The 17,288-nt window shown below is 63.9% G+C and carries 9 protein-coding genes; 1 reads left to right on the forward strand and 8 read right to left on the reverse strand.

The window, feature by feature from the left end; all coding sequences use genetic code 11:
* Positions 1-7: 7 nt before the first annotated feature.
* The 6 genes from BGK68_RS06080 to BGK68_RS06105 all read right to left on the reverse strand — a co-directional run bounded on the left by BGK68_RS06080 (position 8) and on the right by BGK68_RS06105 (position 6,534).
* A complete protein-coding gene (locus BGK68_RS06080; protein WP_075256332.1) occupies positions 8-2,023 on the reverse strand; it encodes an acetyl/propionyl/methylcrotonyl-CoA carboxylase subunit alpha in 2,016 nt (671 codons plus the stop codon).
* A 22-nt stretch (positions 2,024-2,045) separates the two neighbouring features.
* Positions 2,046-3,680, reverse strand: a complete 1,635-nt coding sequence (locus BGK68_RS06085; protein WP_075256333.1) for a carboxyl transferase domain-containing protein — start codon at positions 3,678-3,680, stop codon at positions 2,046-2,048.
* A 78-nt stretch (positions 3,681-3,758) separates the two neighbouring features.
* Positions 3,759-4,169 (reverse strand): YchJ family protein, encoded by a 411-nt coding sequence (locus BGK68_RS06090; RefSeq protein WP_075256334.1) that lies wholly within the window; start codon positions 4,167-4,169, stop codon positions 3,759-3,761.
* Positions 4,169-4,771 carry a 2-hydroxychromene-2-carboxylate isomerase gene (locus BGK68_RS06095; protein WP_075256335.1) on the reverse strand — a complete coding sequence of 201 codons (603 nt, stop codon included), beginning with the start codon at positions 4,769-4,771 and terminating at the stop codon, positions 4,169-4,171. Before BGK68_RS06095 ends, BGK68_RS06090 begins: the two co-directional genes overlap by 1 nt.
* Before the next feature lie 51 nt (positions 4,772-4,822).
* Positions 4,823-6,007 carry an isovaleryl-CoA dehydrogenase gene (locus tag BGK68_RS06100; RefSeq protein ID WP_013236604.1) on the reverse strand — a complete coding sequence of 395 codons (1,185 nt, stop codon included), beginning with the start codon at positions 6,005-6,007 and terminating at the stop codon, positions 4,823-4,825.
* A gap of 98 nt (positions 6,008-6,105) precedes the next feature.
* Positions 6,106-6,534, reverse strand: a complete 429-nt coding sequence (locus BGK68_RS06105; protein ID WP_075256336.1) for a MerR family transcriptional regulator — start codon at positions 6,532-6,534, stop codon at positions 6,106-6,108.
* Between the two features lie 167 nt (positions 6,535-6,701).
* On the opposite strand from BGK68_RS06105, the gene BGK68_RS06110 reads away from it, so the two are divergent.
* Positions 6,702-7,766, forward strand: a complete 1,065-nt coding sequence (locus tag BGK68_RS06110; protein WP_075256337.1) for an MBL fold metallo-hydrolase — start codon at positions 6,702-6,704, stop codon at positions 7,764-7,766.
* A 5-nt stretch (positions 7,767-7,771) separates the two neighbouring features.
* Here the strand turns inward: BGK68_RS06110 and BGK68_RS06115 are convergent, their stop codons facing one another.
* Together BGK68_RS06115 and BGK68_RS06120 are read right to left on the reverse strand one after the other, a co-directional pair.
* Positions 7,772-8,269 carry a contact-dependent growth inhibition system immunity protein gene (locus tag BGK68_RS06115; protein WP_083657736.1) on the reverse strand — a complete coding sequence of 166 codons (498 nt, stop codon included), beginning with the start codon at positions 8,267-8,269 and terminating at the stop codon, positions 7,772-7,774.
* A complete protein-coding gene (locus tag BGK68_RS06120; protein WP_075256339.1) occupies positions 8,269-17,277 on the reverse strand; it encodes a hemagglutinin repeat-containing protein in 9,009 nt (3,002 codons plus the stop codon). Before BGK68_RS06120 ends, BGK68_RS06115 begins: the two co-directional genes overlap by 1 nt.
* Positions 17,278-17,288 lie beyond the last annotated feature (11 nt).

The following is a 17,288-nucleotide window of genomic DNA, read 5'->3' on the forward strand; positions in this document are numbered from 1 at the left end:
GGCGTGCTCACGCGGCCTTGAATTCCAGCAACTGCGCACCTTCGGCCACCTGGTCGCCGACCGCGTAGAGCAGGTCTTCGACGACGCCATCGGCGGGTGCGGCGATGGCGTGTTCCATCTTCATCGCCTCCATGATCAGCAGCGGCGTGCCTTGCGCTACGCTCGCGCCTTTCTGCACCAGCAGCGCGACGATCTTGCCGGGCATGGGCGCGGTCAGGCGTCCGCCTTCGGCTTCGCTATGGCCGGCATGGGCCATGGGATCGACATGGCGCAGGCTGCGCTGTCCGTGGGCGTCGAAGACGTGCAGCCAGTCACCTTCGCGCAGCACGTCGGCGCGCAGGGTGCGTCCGTCCAGCGAGATCATCAGGGTGTCGCCGTCGGCGGCGTGCAGTTGCAGCGCATGCGTCTGCCCGTCCATCTGCAAGGACCAGTGCTGGCCGTCGCCGGCATAGTCCAGTTGCACGGTCGTGTTGCCTGCATCGTCCTCGAAACGCAGCGTGCGCAGCAGGCGGTTATTGAGTCGCCAGCCGTTGCGTTGCGACCAGGGATCGCTGTGGTCGGCTTGGGCGTGCTCCTGCTGCAGGATCGCGGCGACGGCCAGGGCCAGGGTCTCGGCATTCGGCGAGGAGGGCGGCGGGAACAGGGTATCGCGATGCCGCTCGATCAGTCCGGTATCGAGGTCCGCCGTGGAAAAGGCCTGGCCTGCGACCAGCCGTTGCAGGAAAGCGATATTGGTGGCCAGGCCGACCACCTGGTAGTGCGCCAGCGCGCGCTGCATGTTGCGCAGGGCGGCGTCGCGGTCCGCGCCCCAGACGATGAGCTTGGCGATCATCGGATCATAGAACGGCGAGATGGCGTCGCCTTCTCTCACACCCGCGTCGATGCGCACATGCGCCGGGTCGCCGGGCTCGCTCTGTCCCAGGCGGAATTCCACCGCCGCAGCACTGCGCATGCGGGTGAGCGTGCCGATGGCGGGCAGGAAACCCTTCTCGGGATTCTCGGCATAGATGCGCGCTTCGATGGCGTGGCCGTGGATGCGCAGTTGCTCTTGCTTCAGCGGCAATGCCTGGCCTGCGGCCACACGTAACTGCCACTCCACCAGATCGAGACCGGTGATCATTTCGGTGACCGGGTGCTCGACCTGCAGGCGGGTATTCATCTCCATGAAATAGAAGCTGCCATCCTGGTTGGCGATGAATTCCACCGTGCCTGCGCCCACATAGCCCACGGCGCGGGCGGCGGCTACGGCGGCCTCGCCCATGGCGGCGCGGCGTTCTTCGCTCATGCCCGGCGCGGGGGCTTCTTCCAGCACCTTCTGGTGGCGGCGTTGCACGGAGCAGTCGCGTTCGAACAGGTAGACGCAGTGGCCGTGGCCATCGGCGAAGACCTGGATTTCGATGTGGCGCGGACGGGTCAGGTATTTTTCCACCAGCACGCGATCGTCGCCGAAGCTGGCAATGGCCTCGCGCTTGCAGGAGGCCAGCGCGGCTTCGAAGTCTTCCGAACGCTCGACCACGCGCATGCCCTTGCCGCCTCCGCCAGCGCTGGCCTTGAGCAGCACCGGGTAGCCGATGCGATCGGCCTGGCTGCGCAGGAAACCGCTCTCCTGTTCTTCGCCGTGATAGCCTGGCACCAGCGGCACGGCAGCCTGTTCCATCAGCGCCTTGGCCGCCGCCTTGGAGCCCATGGCCTCGATGGCGGATGCAGGCGGGCCGATGAAGACCAGCCCGGCCTCGGCGCAGGCCTGGGCGAAGCCGGCGTTCTCCGACAGGAAACCATAGCCGGGATGGATCGCCTGTGCGCCTGTGGCCAGCGCGGCGGCGATGATCTTTTCGGCACAGAGGTAGCTTTCGCGTGCCGGGGCGGGGCCCAGGCGCACGCTTTCATCACAGGCGGCCACGTGCTTGGCGCGGGCGTCGGCATCGGAATAGACGGCCACCGTGGCGATGCCCAGGCGACGTGCGGTGGCTGCCACGCGGCAGGCGATTTCGCCGCGATTGGCGATCAGGATCTTGGTGAACATGGGCTCTCCTCGCAGGCGTGGCTCAGATACGGAACACGCCGAAGCGGGTCTCTTCGATGGGGGCGTTGAGCGCCGCCGACAGGCCCAGCGCCAGCACCTGGCGGGTATCGGCGGGGTCGATGACGCCATCGTCCCACAGCCGTGCCGAGGCGTAATAGGGATGGCCCTGGGTTTCATACTGGGCGCGGATGGGCTCCTTGAAGGCGGCCTCTTCCTCGGCGCTCCAGCTGCTGCCGCGCGCTTCGATGCCATCGCGCTTGACCGTGGCCAGCACGCTGGCGGCCTGTTCGCCGCCCATCACCGAGATGCGCGCATTGGGCCACATCCACAGGAAGCGCGGCGAGAAGGCGCGGCCGCACATGCCATAGTTGCCGGCGCCGAAGCTGCCGCCGATGATCACGGTGAGCTTGGGCACCCTGGCGGTGGAGACGGCGGTGACCATTTTGGCACCATGGCGGGCGATGCCTTCGTTCTCGTACTTCTTGCCGACCATGAAGCCGGTGATGTTCTGCAGGAAGATCAGCGGGATCTTGCGCTGGCAGCACAGCTCGATGAAGTGCGTGCCTTTCTCGGCGGCCTCCGAGAAGAGTATGCCGTTGTTGGCGATGATGCCTACCGGCATGCCATGCAGGTGAGCGAATCCGCACACCAGCGTAGTGCCGTAGCGCGCCTTGAATTCATCGAACTCGCTGGCATCGACGATGCGGGCGATGACTTCGCGCACGTCGAAGGGCTTGCGGGTATCGGTGGGGATGACGCCATACAGTTCCTGCGCCGGATACCTGGGTTCGACGCTCTCGCGCAATGCCAGTTGTTGCGGCTTGCGGCGGTTGAGGTGGCCGACGATGTTGCGGGCGATGGCCAGCGCGTGGGTGTCGTCCTGGGCCAGGTGGTCGGCCACGCCGGAGAGGCGCGTATGCACGTCACCTCCGCCCAGTTCTTCGGCGCTCACCACTTCGCCGGTCGCGGCCTTCACCAGCGGCGGCCCGGCCAGGAAGATGGTGGCCTGGTCCTTGACGATGATGGACTCATCGCTCATGGCCGGCACATAGGCGCCGCCGGCGGTGCAGGAACCCATCACCACGGCGATCTGGGCAATGCCCTTGGCCGACAGGTTGGCCTGGTTGTAGAAGATGCGGCCGAAGTGGTCGCGGTCGGGGAAGACCTCATCCTGGTTGGGCAGGTTGGCGCCGCCGCTATCGACCAAGTAGATGCAGGGCAGGTGATTGAATTCGGCGATCTCCTGGGCGCGCAGGTGCTTCTTGGCCGTCATCGGATAATAGGTGCCGCCCTTGACGGTGGCGTCGTTGCAGACGATTACGCACTCTTGCCCGGCCACGCGACCGATGCCGGTGATGATGCCGGCTGAAGGGGCCGCGTCCTTGGGTTGGCCATCGCGGTCTTTTTCGCGATACATGCCGTAGGCGGCCAGCTGCGAGAATTCCAGGAAGGGCGTGCCCGGGTCCAGCAGCATCTGCACCCGGTCACGCGGCAGCAGCTTGCCGCGCGCGAGATGCTTCTCGCGCGCGGCCTGGCCACCGCCCTCGGCGATGGCGGCGATCTTCTCGCGCAGGTCATCGACAATGCGCTGCATGGCGGCGCGGTTGTTCTGGAAATCCTCGCTGCGCGGGTTGAGCTTGCTTTCAATCTGCGGCATGGTGTCTCGTCTCTCTGTTCAGTTTCTTGTAGTGATGCAGCGCTGCCGTGATGCTTTGGTACCGTAGTGCAGAAAACGTCAATCCTCCGGGAAGCTGCCATCCACGTAGTACCAGCGCATCTGGCCAGCCGCATCAGCCTGGCGCACGAAGTTGCTGATCTCATGCAGGCGATGCGCGCGGCCAGCCACCTTGAAGCGGGCCACGAATTCCACGGTCGCTTCATCGCTGCCGGCGACGTGCTGGTGCTTCCTGATGTCCAGGCCGATCCACTTGACGTCGGTTTCGTTGGTCAGCTCTTCGTCGGGCAAGGTGTCGGGAAACCAGGTGGCGCGCAGGTAGGCTTCATCGCGCAGGGCGAAGGCGCTGTAGCGCGAGCGCATCAGCAGGTCGGCGGTGGCGGGAATCTGGCCGCCCGTGATGAAGCGGCCACAGCATTTGTCGAAGCTGGCTTGGCCGCAGGGGCAGGCCATGTCTTTCTTGTTGCTCATCAGATCTTTCCGTTCTTCAGCAGGGCGTCCAGTTGCGGGAAGCGATCAAAGCCCCAGAACTGTTCGCCATCGACGATCATGAAGGGCGAGCCGAACACGCCGGCCTGGCCCGCCGCTTCGGTGGACTGGCGCAGCTGGTCCTTGAGCTCGGGCGACTCCAGCGCCGCCTGCAGGGCGTTGCGGTCGATGCCGAGATCGGCGGCGATGCGCAGCACATTGTCGGTGACGCTGATGTCGATGTCTTCGGTGAAGTAGGCGCTGTACAAGGTCTTGATCAGCTCGACCGCCTTGGCCGGCTGGGTCTGCTGCACCCACAGCGTGGCGCGCGCGGCGACCTGGGTGCCGATGGGGAAGTGGCTGGGCGCTTTGTAGAAGATGTTGTGGAAGCGCGCCGTGCGCTCCATGTCGTGACGCGAATACTCGCCCTTGACCGGAATGTTGACCAGCGAATTGGTGCCCAGCGCCTTGAAGATGGGGCCCAGCAGGATGGGATGCCAGTTCACGTCGCGGCTATGTCTTGCGGCCAGCTTGTCGATCTCGACGGCGGCGAAATAGCCGTAGGGCGAACTGAAGTCGAAGTAGAAATCGATGGGGGTGCTCATGATGTCCTGTGTCTGGTAGATGCGTATGTGTTCAGAAATGTTCAGAGGTATTCAAAGCGTATCGGCAAACAGTTCGCGGCCGATCAGCATGCGGCGGATCTCGCTGGTGCCCGCGCCGATCTCGTAGAGCTTGGCGTCGCGCCACAGGCGGCCGACCGGATATTCATTGATGTAGCCATTGCCACCCAGCGACTGGATGGCTTCGCCGGCCATCCAGGTGGCTTTTTCGGCGGAGTACAGGATGGCGCCGGCGGCATCCTTGCGCAGGGCGCGCACCTTGTCGGCGCTGTCGGCACGGTCACAGGCCTGGCCGACAGCATAGACGTAGGCCTTGCAGGCCATCATGGTGGAATACATGTCGGCCAGCTTGCCCTGCATGAGCTGGAATTCGCCGATGGCCTGGCCGAACTGCTTGCGGTCATGCACGTAGGGGACCACCACATCCATACAGGCCTGCATGATGCCCAGCGGACCGCCGGAGAGCACGCTGCGCTCGAAGTCCAGGCCCGACATCAACACATTCACGCCCCGGCCCACGCCGCCCAGCACGTTCTCTTCCGGCACTTCGCAATCCTGGAACACCAGCTCGCCCGTGTGTGAGCCGCGCATGCCGAGCTTGTCCAGCTTCTGCGCGACCGAGAATCCTTTGTATCCCTTTTCCACCAGGAAGGCGGTCATGCCGCGTGCACCCGCCTCCAGGTCGGTCTTGGCGTAGACCACCAGTACGTCGGCATCGGGGCCGTTGGTGATCCACATCTTGCTGCCATTGAGCACATAGCGGTCACCCTTCTTGTCGGCGCGCAATTTCATGCTCACCACATCCGAACCGGCGTTGGGTTCGGACATCGCCAGGGCGCCGATGAAGTCGCCCGAGATCAGCCTGGGCAGGTACTTGCGCTTCTGTTCTTCGTTGCCGTTGCGCTTGATCTGGTTCACGCAGAGATTGGAGTGCGCGCCATAGGACAATCCCACCGAGGCCGAGGCACGCGAGATTTCTTCCATGGCGATGATGTGGGCCAGGTAGCCCAGCCCGGCGCCGCCATATTCTTCGCTCACCGTGATGCCCAGCACGCCCAGATCGCCCAGCTTCTTCCACAGGTCCATGGGGAACTGGTCGCTGCGGTCGATCTCGGCGGCGCGCGGGGCGATCTCGCTGTGGGCAAAGGCAGCCACTGCTTCGCGCAGGGCGGCGATGTCTTCTCCGTGGTCGAAACTCAGGCCGGGCAGGTGGATCATGGGTGTCTCCTCGTGGGTGGTGGGGCCGTGTTGGGCGTTCTTCGCGTTCTTGTCGGCGGGCGTCTGGATGATGTCTGGTTGGTGTCTGGCTGGAGCGCTCAGGCGGCCACCGCCTTGCGTCTGGGCTTGCTGCCCAGAGGCCTGGGCTTGCCATCGGTGAGCAGCTGGCGGCACTCTTCCTCGTGGGCGGCGATTTCCGATAACGTCAATTCCAGGTCTTCACGCTGCTGTTCCAGCTTCTCGCGATGCTGTTGCAGCAGGCCCAGGAAACGCTGCAGCTGCGGCTGCGTATCCTTGGGTGATTCGTACATGTCGATGAGATCCTTGATCTCCGAGAGCGTAAAACCCAGGCGCTTGCCGCGCAGCGTCAGCTTCAGGCGGGTGCGCTCCCGTGCCGGGTAGACGCGGTGCCGGCCCCCCACGCCCTCGCGCTTGGGATTGAGGATGCCGTGGTCTTCATAGAAGCGGATCGCACGCGGCGTGATGGCGAATTCCTCAGCCAGTTCGGTGATGGTGTAGGTGGGCATGGCGGTGTCGGATACGGTTGGTCTGGCACTTTACGTTAACGTAAAGTATATTGTGCCTTGCCGTCCAGCGGAAAATGCAGCATGCGCCGGGCGAGCGTTCTTTCCTTGTCGCTGGAGCAATGTCCGGCGTCGTTCTTGTCATCGTTGCGGCCCGGCTCATTTCACTGATGAATGCACTTGAATCCCAGCTTGATTACGTCTTTGGCGACACCCTGCCCGAACCGGGCCACGTCATGGAGGTCGCGCCCGGCGTGCGCTGGCTGCGCATGGGGCTGCCTTTTGCGTTGAACCATATCAACCTGTGGTTGCTGGCCGATGACATGGACACGCCCAACGGACGGCTGCGCGGCTGGACCGTCGTCGATTGCGGCATCGCCACCGAGGACACCCGCCAGGCCTGGGAGAGGATCTTTGCCGACGAGCTCGAAGGCCTGCCCATCCTGCGCGTGCTGGTCACGCACTGCCATCCCGATCACGTCGGCCTGGCCGAGTGGCTGTGCCAGCGCTGGCAGGCGCCGTTATGGATGAGCACGGGCGAGTACGCCTTTGCCCGCGTGATGTCAGCGGCCTTGCCGGGCGCGGAAGGCACGGCGGCCACGCCGCATTTCCAGCGCCATGGATTGGCCGATCCGCAGACCATTGCCACGCTGCAAGGACGCAATACCTATTACCAGGACCTGGTGCCGGCGGTGCCGCGTTCGTATCACCGGATGCAGGATGGCCATGCCGTGGCCATCGATGGACGCGACTGGGAGATCATCACTGGTTTTGGCCATTCGCCGGAGCATGTGTCGCTGTATTGCCGCGACTTGAATGTGCTGATCTCGGGGGACATGGTCTTGCCGCGCATCTCCACCAATGTGTCGGTGTTTGCCATCGAGCCCGAGAGCAATCCGGTGCAGCAGTATCTGGATTCATTGAAGAAGTATGTGCACCTGCCGGCCGACGCGCTGGTGCTGCCCTCGCATGGCAAGCCTTTCAGAGGCTTGCACACGCGCATCGAACAGTTGAACGATCATCACCGCCAGCGCCTGGCCGAAGTGCTGGAGGCGTGCGCGACGCCGCAGACGGGCGTGGACATCCTGCCGGTGATGTTCAAGCGTGCGCTGGATACGCACCAGCTCTCCTTCGCACTGGGAGAGGCGGTGGCGCATCTGCACAAGCTTTGGTATGACGGCGCGGTGCGACGCTTGGTGGGGGAGGATGGGGTGTATCGGTTTGTGGCGGTGTGAGTTTTTCAAGGCACAGCACTGGTGCAGCGGGAGAAGCCTTCCTTCAACGCTGCGCCCAGTTCTTCATCGGTACTGTTGGTATCGATATATAGGATCTCGGGGCCATCGTTGCTGATGCCTGAATAGCCATCGATATTCTTGTGGTGCGTGGGTTTGATCTCGATTTTTGCACTGTCTGCCGTAATCCAGCAGCACGCCATCTTTCTCATCATGGCCTTGCGATTCTTGTAGCCATATTGCTGCATGATCAATGCTTGCCGTTCCTTGGCGTTTTTTTGCACGATGCCTGATTTGAGGATTTCCTGAAATTCAGGCACTGTGACGTGTCTGCTCTTGGACAAGGCCAGTCGCAGCGCGCTGCCGAGTTCGGCAGCGGTGGCCGTTGGCATCAATATCTGAGGTGAGACGTCGGGGTCGGCAAAATCGAGCATGCCTTGCGACATCGTGATGAATTGGTACAGGTCGTCGTTGAAATAGACCGTGGCTCTTGATGTGTTTTCCATTATTTCACTTTCGTTACGACAAGTTTTACGTTCTGACTTTTGGCATATTCTATTGATTTCGCAATTGCTGCCAACTGATCGGCGGTGGTTCCTGCAGGAATGCCTAGCTGCAACTCTTTCGACGCAATCTTCGCCGGGGTCAGTTCGAAGTCCAGTGCGGCTGAGCCATCGCCAGCGAAACGTACCATTTGATCGATGTAGCCGTTCAGTAACCGAGTGATTGCAGAGGGTTTCTGGTATGTGGTGCTACCCAATGTATCCATGGTTTTCGTGCTTATCGCCGTTCGGTCAGGAGTATAGTGGTCGAAAGTCGCGAAATTGCTTTTGATGGTGTTCAAATCGATCGTACCCTCAGGGAGCGACTTTTGTACGAAGGCTTCAAAAGGCTTGCCTTGCCCTTGGATACCCTTCCCGAATTGCATCCCAATCTCTTCGATAGATACAACCCCTCCAAGCCCCTTGCCGTCTGCCTTCGCCAACTGGTATGCCATTTTCAGCACACCAGCGCCCTTGGCCCCCAGTTCGACCCCAACTTTCGCGAGTTGTACACTCGCTTTGGCCGCTCCCCCAACCCCTGTGACCACGCTGCCAACCTGCCACAGTAATCCGCCCAGATCCTCGCCAAGGCGAACAGCGTTATCGTCGCCGCCTTGCTCAAGCGCGAGCTTCATGCTGTTGATCTTGTCGTTCAGACTGCCGTAGAGCTGTTCTCCCAGCTCCTTTCGGGCGTCGGGGCTGGAAATCAGGTCGCGCAGGCCATTGAGGCCGGCGATGGGGTCCTTCATGAATTCGGCCAGACCCTTGACATCATTCCACCCGGCTTCGGCCAGCCCCTTGCCCACGCCCACCGTCGTCAGGGCGTCCTGCTTCATGCTCGTACCAGCCCATTTGGCCTGGATCTTGAGCTTGTCCACCAAACTCTTGGCCTCGCTGAGCTCCTTGTTCATCTGCACGATTTGCTGCGACGCCAGCCAGTTGTTATCCACCGCTGCTGTGGCCGAGTTCGTGGCGGCGACGGCATCGGTGTTCGACGCCGCAGCGATGCCGGTGACGATGGAGGTGATCAGGTTGCGCTTGGCTTCGCGTTGCTCGGCTGTTTCGTCGGCGCTCGTCTCCGCAAACAAGCCGGTGAGAAGACTGCTCACGGCAGCGCCCGCAGCGCCTGCGCCACAACTCTGGCCGGAGGCGGCTGCGCCAGCGCAGGCCAGAATGCCATGCAATGCCGCATGCTCCGGACTACCCTCCTTCAACGTGCCGTTGGCAACCAGATCGCCGATGTAGGATGCCCCCTGCTGCTGAACATAGTTGATCACCATGTTGTTGATGAAGGTCGCATTGCTGCCCGTCACGTTGCCGCTGGCAGCGGCCAGCAAGGCTGTGCTGATCTGGCGGTAGGTGCCTTTGGCGCCCCAGTTGTCGTTCAATTGCGCTGCTTCTTCGCGCAAACCGATGGCCTGGTCGCGCAGGGCCAGCCGCTGTGTATCGCTGAGGCCATTGTCGAGGTCCAGGGCCAGTGCATCGGCGTCCTTGGCCGCTTTGAGCTTGGCGTCGATGTCGGCGGCGCGGTTATTGAGGAAGGTCCCCATTTCCCGGCTCATCGCCGAGACGATCGCAAATCCTGCCTGGACTTCCTGCTCGTTGAAGATGGGCTTGAGCGCATTGGTGCCATCGCGCTCGCTGCTCACATCCCGGTTGATGGAGGCAATCATCTCCTCGGCCGTCTTGCCGGTCAGCTGTTGCTGCTTCTGGCTATCGGTAATGGTGATGAGGCCGCCGCTGATGCCGCTGCGCGTGGTACTGGATGCGTTACCGCTGGCCGACGCCGCCACCGGAATGGAGGCGGAGAAACCGCCATCTTTGCCGGTGGTGGGCAGTTCGGTGCCTGGCACCTTGGCTCCTCCAGCGTCGGCGTTGCCTTGCTGGTCCTTGCCAACGGCATTTTCCTTGCCGGTGCTGTAGCCCACCCCGATCCCCACGCTGTCAGCGCTATAGCTGGCCTTGTTCTGGATGTCGCTCTGCGTAAGGCTGCCGGTGGTCAGCCGGTTCTTGTCCTCGAGCACGGCCTTGTCGGTGCTGGCGATGACGGCGCCCTTGAGATCGGTGTTGCCATCGACGGTGATCTGGAAACCACCATCGCCGGCCTTGATGCCGCTTTGCTCCATCACGCTGGTGAAGTCGCTGTTGATCCTGGTCCTGCTGTAGTTGAAGCTGCCGCTCACGGGGCCGGTCGGGGTGAGTCCGACCGAGATGCTCACGCCGGCGCTCTGCTGCTTGCTGTCGAGCTTGCTGGTGTCTTGCAGGCTCTCGATGTTGAGGTCGCCGCCCACATCGGCGATGACCTGCTTGCCCGACGCCACTGCACCGATCAGGTTGGTGTCGCCGCCGCTGCTCATGACCAGCTTGTTGCCAGCCTCTACGTGGGTGTTGGTGTAGCTCACATCGCTGCCGTCGGCGTGGCCGCGTCCGAAGGACGCGCCGGCAGTGAGCGCCAGGCCGCCGGTGCCGATGCTCAGGCCAATGGAGGCCGAGCTGGAGCTGTTCTTGCCATGCTGTTCGGACGTTCCCCGGCCGGCCAGCAGGTTGATCTGGTCGTCAGCCTTCAGGATCAGGTTGTCGCCCGCCTTGACCGAGCTGCCTTGGATGGTGATGTCACTGTCACTGCCTGCGCCGGTCGCATTGATGATGACGTTGCCGCCCGCCGAGATGGTGGACCCGACCACGCTGCTGCTGGAGGTTTCGTTGTGGTTCTGGTTCCGGCTGCTGCCCAGGCTGATGGAGAGATTGACGCCACCCGCCTGCGCCGGATTCTGGGCGATGGCGTCATAGGCGTTCTTGCCCGCCAGCGCAGCCGTGGCCCCGGCCAGCACCTTCATGCGGGCGTCGCCGGTCTGCTGTGCGGCCGATTCCATCTGCTGCAGGGTCTGGGCCGCCGCCAGCACCGGGCTGGACAAGGACAGCGAGAGGCCGCCCTGCTTGACCGAGTAGTCCTGGGTGGTGTTGGTCAGGTTCTGGGCTTCCTTGATCAATACGGACTTGGCAGAGAGGTCGATGTCGCCTTGCAGGGCCAGCACATTGCTGCCTGTCTGCGCATAGGCATTGCCGGCCTTGATGCTGACGTCGCCTTCGATGCTGCCGATGTTGCTGCCGACGATGTTCTGGCTGATCTGGTGGTTCTTGGAGTCGATCTCGCGCGAGCCCAGCGTGACGCTCAGGCCGCCACCACCGAACAGGCCGCTGGTCTTCTGGTTGTGTTGCTCGGCATGGTCCACGGTATTGCTGGCGGCGGCCACGGTGATGTTGTTGCCTGCCGTCAGACGGGTGCTGGACGTGGAGACCACGTTGCTGCCGATGATGTTCATGTCCTGGCCCGCCCGCAGGGTCGTGGTGTCGCCGCTGAGCGTGCTGCTGATGACGCTGGTGCGGTCATCGCTGACCCTGCCGGTGTTGGTCTTGCTGGACAGGAAGCCCTTGGAGGTGGATTTCGAGTATTCGTTGTAGTGGCTGCTTTCTTCGGCCGCCTTGACATCGATGTTGCCGCTGGCGCTGACGTTGAGCGCCTTGCCGGCAGTAACCGAACTGCCAGTGACCTTGACGTCGGCCGTGCCCAGCTTGCCTGCGCTGATGCTCATCCCGCCTGCGGCACTGATGGCCGAACCCTGCGCGGTGGTGGCTTCTCGCTGCGCCTGGAATTCCGACCTCGACTGCCGATGGTCATAGGAGACCGAATAATCGTTGGTGGCGGCGCCGATATTGACCTCGCGTCCGGCGATGATCTGGCCATCGCCTTCGCCATTGGCGCCGATGGCCACATTGGCTGCCGTGAGCACGACGTCACGCTTGGCAGTGATAGCCAGATTGGCGCCGGCGCTGACCGAGGAGCCGGTGTTGCCGGTGCTTGTCTCGTGGACGGTGTAGCCGGCGTGATGCACATCCAGCGTGCTGCCAGTCTTGGCGGTGTCGAGCACCAGGTCGCCACCCGCGCTCAGGGTCATGTCGCCGCTGCCCTTGCTGCCGCTGGCGCCACTGGCCAGGGTGGCGCCGATGTTGCGGATATCGCCGCCGGCCGCGATGGTCAGGTCCTTGCCAGCGACGATACCGGCGGTGTTGGAGAGGGAGGTGAAGCTGCCGCTGCTCTGGCCGTTGGCATAGTTCTGCTGCACCGTGAGGGTTTCGTTGCGGATATTGCCGCCGGCGCTGATGACGATATCGTCGCCGCGGATGCCGCCGCCCAGGTTGGCCAGGTCGTTGGAGGCCACCAGCACCGTGCGTCCGGTGCCGTCAGCCCGGCCATCGATCATGCCGCCCTTGTTGGTGATGTTGTTGGCCTGGATGGTGACGTTGGAGCCACTGACCAGCGCACCGCTGGCCTGCAGCGCGCCATCCTCGACATGCGCCAGGTAGACCCGTGGCACCAGTACATTCTCGGTGCGCCCGTCCGGCAGCGTCACGCTCTGGCTGACCAGCCAGACGATATCGCTGGTGAGATGGCTGACCTGGTCCGGCGTGAGTTCGACCCCCGGACGCAGACCCCAGGCCTGGGCGGTGCTCACGCCGCTGCTCAACAGTTTCTGGTACTGGCTGTCATCGCTGGGGCTGCCGCTGACCTTGCCGGTGAGCTGGGCGATCTGTTCGCGTACCAGGCGCTGTTCATAGTAACCGTCACCGAGTCGCTTCTGTACCGTGCTGGGATCGACATTGAGCGCACTGAGCAGGTAGTCACTGCTCAACCAGGTGCGGCGGTCGGTGAATTGCGGTCGCGTCTCCAGCAGGTAGCTGTTGCTGCTGGAGGCCTGGAACAGCACGCCGGGGCGGATCGGTTGCGGGACGCTGCCATTCTGGGGGAACAGGGCTCCCGCCGGGAAGCCGCTCATGCTGGGCAAGCCTCCGCTGGAAGGCAGTGCGCCGCCGCCAGGAGCGCTCGCACCAGGCCGGTTGGCCACATTGCCCAACAAGCCGCCGATGGACTGGCCGCTGCCGGTGGTGGGCGTGATGTCATTACGGATGTTGGCGGCGCTGCCGGCTGACAGATCGGTGTTGCTGAAGTTGTTGGCTACGATGCTCACCCCGCCATTGCCCACGATGGCGCCCTGGGTGGTGCCGATCACCTCCGAGATGTCGGGCATGCTGTAGGCGGTCACGGTGCCGCCGGTGGTGACGAAATTGCCATCGAAGCTGTGTCGGCGATACAGGGTCTGGCCGAGGTTGGTGATGTTGGCGTTGCTGCCACCGAGCCACAGTGCGCCGTTGACCACGATATTGCTGAACTCATTGCTCAGCGACTGGGCGATGCGGATGTTGGCATTGCCGCCTGCGCGGATTTCGGCCACCGCTCCGGCGCCTGGCGCGAGCTGGTCTTCGCTGGCGGTATGGTGCGCATTGCGGGTCAGTTCCAGCGAATCATGCTGGGGCGCCAGGGCGCGCTGCGTGTCGCGCCGGAAGATGCTGTTGGGATCGGTGTAGTCCCTCTCCGTCAGGAAACGTACGCAGTTGCTGGTGCAATTGCCGTACTGGTTGGAATAGCCCGGCAGGGGTTCCCAGTTGATGTCGCTGCGGGCGTCGCGTGGATCATCACCACCGGCCACCTTGTCGGGGTTGCTGATGTTGGCGCGTTGCTCCGTGAAATACACCACCCGGGTGCCCTCGGTCGCACTGCCCCGGGTGATCTGGCCGAAGGCGGCCCAGTTGGTCGATACGCCCCGGTAGAAGACGGTGTCGTCGGCATGCGTGCGGATCACGGCGCGGCCGATCACGTAGCCGTCCGGGGTGATGATGTTCTTGGTCTCCAGCACATCGGCCGGATTCACATACAGGATTTCGTAGGAGGTGAAGTTGGAGGAATCAGGCTTGTAATACATCTGATTGCTGCCATTGCGCCACCAGGAAGGAATGCGCATCGCATAGGTTTCATCCAGCGTACGCACGGTGGTGACGGCCACGCCGCTGCGGGTGTTGCGCAGGTTCACGGCAGCCATGTCGAGATTGCCGCCGGCCTCGATGATGGCGTCTTCATTGGTGACCTGGGCGGTGCTGTTGACCAGCCCGCTGGCGTCACGCTGTGCATTGGCGGCGATGGACATGCTGCCGGCGCTGTAGATGGTGGCATTGCTGCGGTTGTAGAGCAGATTGCTCACCCACAGGGAAACGCTGCTGCCGCCGCCCAGCAGGGCGCTGCTGCCGGCGTTGTTGATCGTGCCGGTCTTCACTGTCAGGTTGTCGCCGAGGATCACGCCGGTGTTGGCCAGCTCGGCGGCGGTGATGTCGAGCAGGCTGCGCGTGCTCATTTCGCCAGCGTTGGACAGTGTTCCGCTGGCGTTGATGATCATGTTCTCGGCCTGCATCGCGCCCGTATTGAGGTTGGCGATCTGCGCGGCTGACAGCGAGAGGCTGGCCGCACGCAACTGGCCAGCGTTGCTGTAGTTGCCGGCCAGGTTGAGCGCCATGCTGCCGGTCGCAGCGAAGGCTGCCGTCGAGGCCTGCCGGAATCCGCTGCGCGAGCCCAGCGTGGCATTGGCCTGGGCGCCGATGCTGCCGTTGTTCTCTACGTCCTGGGCCGACAGGTTCAGGTTGCGACCGGTGATCTGGCCGCTGCCTGCATTGGACAGCAGACCATCGGCCTTCAGGGTGGCGGTGCCGGTATCGGCCTGGATCTTGCCCTGGTTGGTCAGCGTCGCGCCACCCTGGGCGGCCTCGATGCTGACATCGCCTTGCGCGGCAACGACGCCGTTGTTCTGGATGGCGCCATTGGCCAGCAGGCTGGTGGTTCCGGCGGTGGCGCTGACGGTGCCGGCGTTGGCGATGCCAAGCTCGCTGCCGGCGCCGTTTCCGCGCCCCTTGTTGTCGGCCACCAGACCCACGGACTGGGTCGCCATGATCGTGCCGCTGTTGACGATATGGCCATCCGCGCCCAGCTGCAGCTGGCCATTGGCGGCGTGCATGCTGCCGCTGTTGTCGATGTCGAACTGGCCGCCTGTCACCGTTCCCGCAGAGGTCGCGCGCGCAGCCACGGTCACGCCCTGCTGGCCCATCACCGCGCCGGTATTGAGGAGCCCGCCGTCGACGTTCACCTGCACCGTACCGTTGCTGGCGCCGAGATCGCCGCTATTGCGCAGGCCGTAGCGACCGCCGATGCCCTGGCCGCCCGAGGCGGCGGTGATGCGGATGTCGGCGCCGTCCCTGGCGAGGACCTTGCCGCTGTTGTCGACCGCGCCGGCGATGGTCAGGGAAGTCGTGCCAGCGGCAGCGCTGATCGTGCCGGTGTTGTTCAGGCCAAGCGGTCCCGCGCCGGCGGCGCTGTGGCGCGCGACGATATCCACTGCGCTCTGCGCGGTGACGGCGCCGCCGTTGTCGATGCTGCCATCGGCGTGCAGGCTCACGGCCCCTTGGGTGGTGCTGATATTGCCGCGATTGGCAAGATTGGCCGAGCCTGCGGTGGCAGCGGAGACCTCCACTTGCACGCGGTCCCGCGCCACGATGTTGCCCGTGTTGTCCACGTTGCCGCTGGCGGTGATGGTGACGGTTCCGCCCACTGCGCTCACGGCACCGGCGTTGGTCAGCGCGGGTGCGCTGTTGCCCGCTTGGGATCGGGCGCTGAGAGCGACATTGCGTTGCGCGGTGAGGGTGCCGGTATTGCTGAGTGCGCCGCTTGCCTGGACGTTGATGTCGCCGCTGGCCGCAGCGATACTGCCGCTGTTGCTGGCCGCGCCGCTGTTGATGCGCACGTCCGACGAGGCCAGGATATGGCCGCTGTTGTCAGTGCTGCCGTCGGTGGTCACGGCCACTGCGCCCTCGGCGGCACTGAGTGATCCGCTGTTGCTCAGGCTCTGGCCAGCAAGGTCGATGCCGGTCTGTGCGGTGACGGCGCCGCCGTTATCGATATGGCCATCGCTTTGCAGGTTGACGTCGGCGGTCACGGCGCTGATGTTGCCGGTGTTGGCGATCCCATGCGCAGCGTTGGCGGCCGCGCCGGCCGATTGGATGCGTATGCGTTCCTGCGCACTGATGGCGCCGCTGTTCTCGATGCGTCCATCAGCGGTGAGCACGACCTCGCCGATGGCCGCCCCGATCTTGCCGGCGTTGCGCATGCCCACCCCGGCCTCGGTCCCGACCAGGAAGATCTTGTTGGCATACATGCCCCCCAATTGACCGACGTCCACGCCAAAGGCGGGAGCGGCGTCCTGGGCGGCCATGGCGGTCACTTGCGTATGGTCGGCATTGACGCGGTTGGCACCGGTGGTCACGTGCAGCTCCTTGGCCCAGATGCCCGCGTTGATCTCGGCGGCGCGCGCAATGATCTCGGTATAGCCCGATTGCGTATCGCTCAGACCGGCGCCTTCGATACGCACGCGGCCGCCGCGCACCACGTAGCCGTCCAGGCTGCCACCGTTCATGATGACTTCACCGGTGGTCACGGTGGTGCGCGCCGAGTTGATGAAGCCGCAGCCATCGCAGGTGACGCCAGCGGGGTTGGCGATGATGACCTGGGCGCGGTCACCCGCCACTTCGACAAAACCGCGCAGATAGCTGGGATTGCTGGAATTGACTTCGTTGAGGATCACGCGCGCGGTGCCGTTGGCCAGGTTCGGATTGCGCTGGATCCAGCCGCCCAGCTGGGTCTGTACGTCGGCGCGTGCGTTGTTGAGGATGGCGCCATTGCGCTGGACGTCGAACTGGCTGTAGGTGTTGCGCGATACGCCGGCAGCACTGGGTGTCTGGACGTTGACCTGCGGGACGCCATTGGCTGTGTTGACGATGACAGGTTGCTGGTTGCGGGGCGCACCAGGGTTGGCCACGATCTGCGCCTGGGCGCGGGGCACCACGCTCATCGAAGCGCCCACCGCCATCAGCACGGCCAGGCCGATCCAGCTCAGGCGCGCCATGGGTAGCGGAGCCGGCCCGTCGGCCGCGGTGCTGCGCGGTGACCAGCTCCCGCAACTGCGCACTGTTTCGGCCACCGCCATGAGCATGCCGCGGGTTTTGTTGAAGACGATGCGATAGCAGAGCTGGTTCATCTTTTTTCCTT

This window comes from Herbaspirillum camelliae, from assembly GCF_001929405.1.
GTDB classification, from domain to species: Bacteria; Pseudomonadota; Gammaproteobacteria; order Burkholderiales; family Burkholderiaceae_D; genus Herbaspirillum; species Herbaspirillum seropedicae.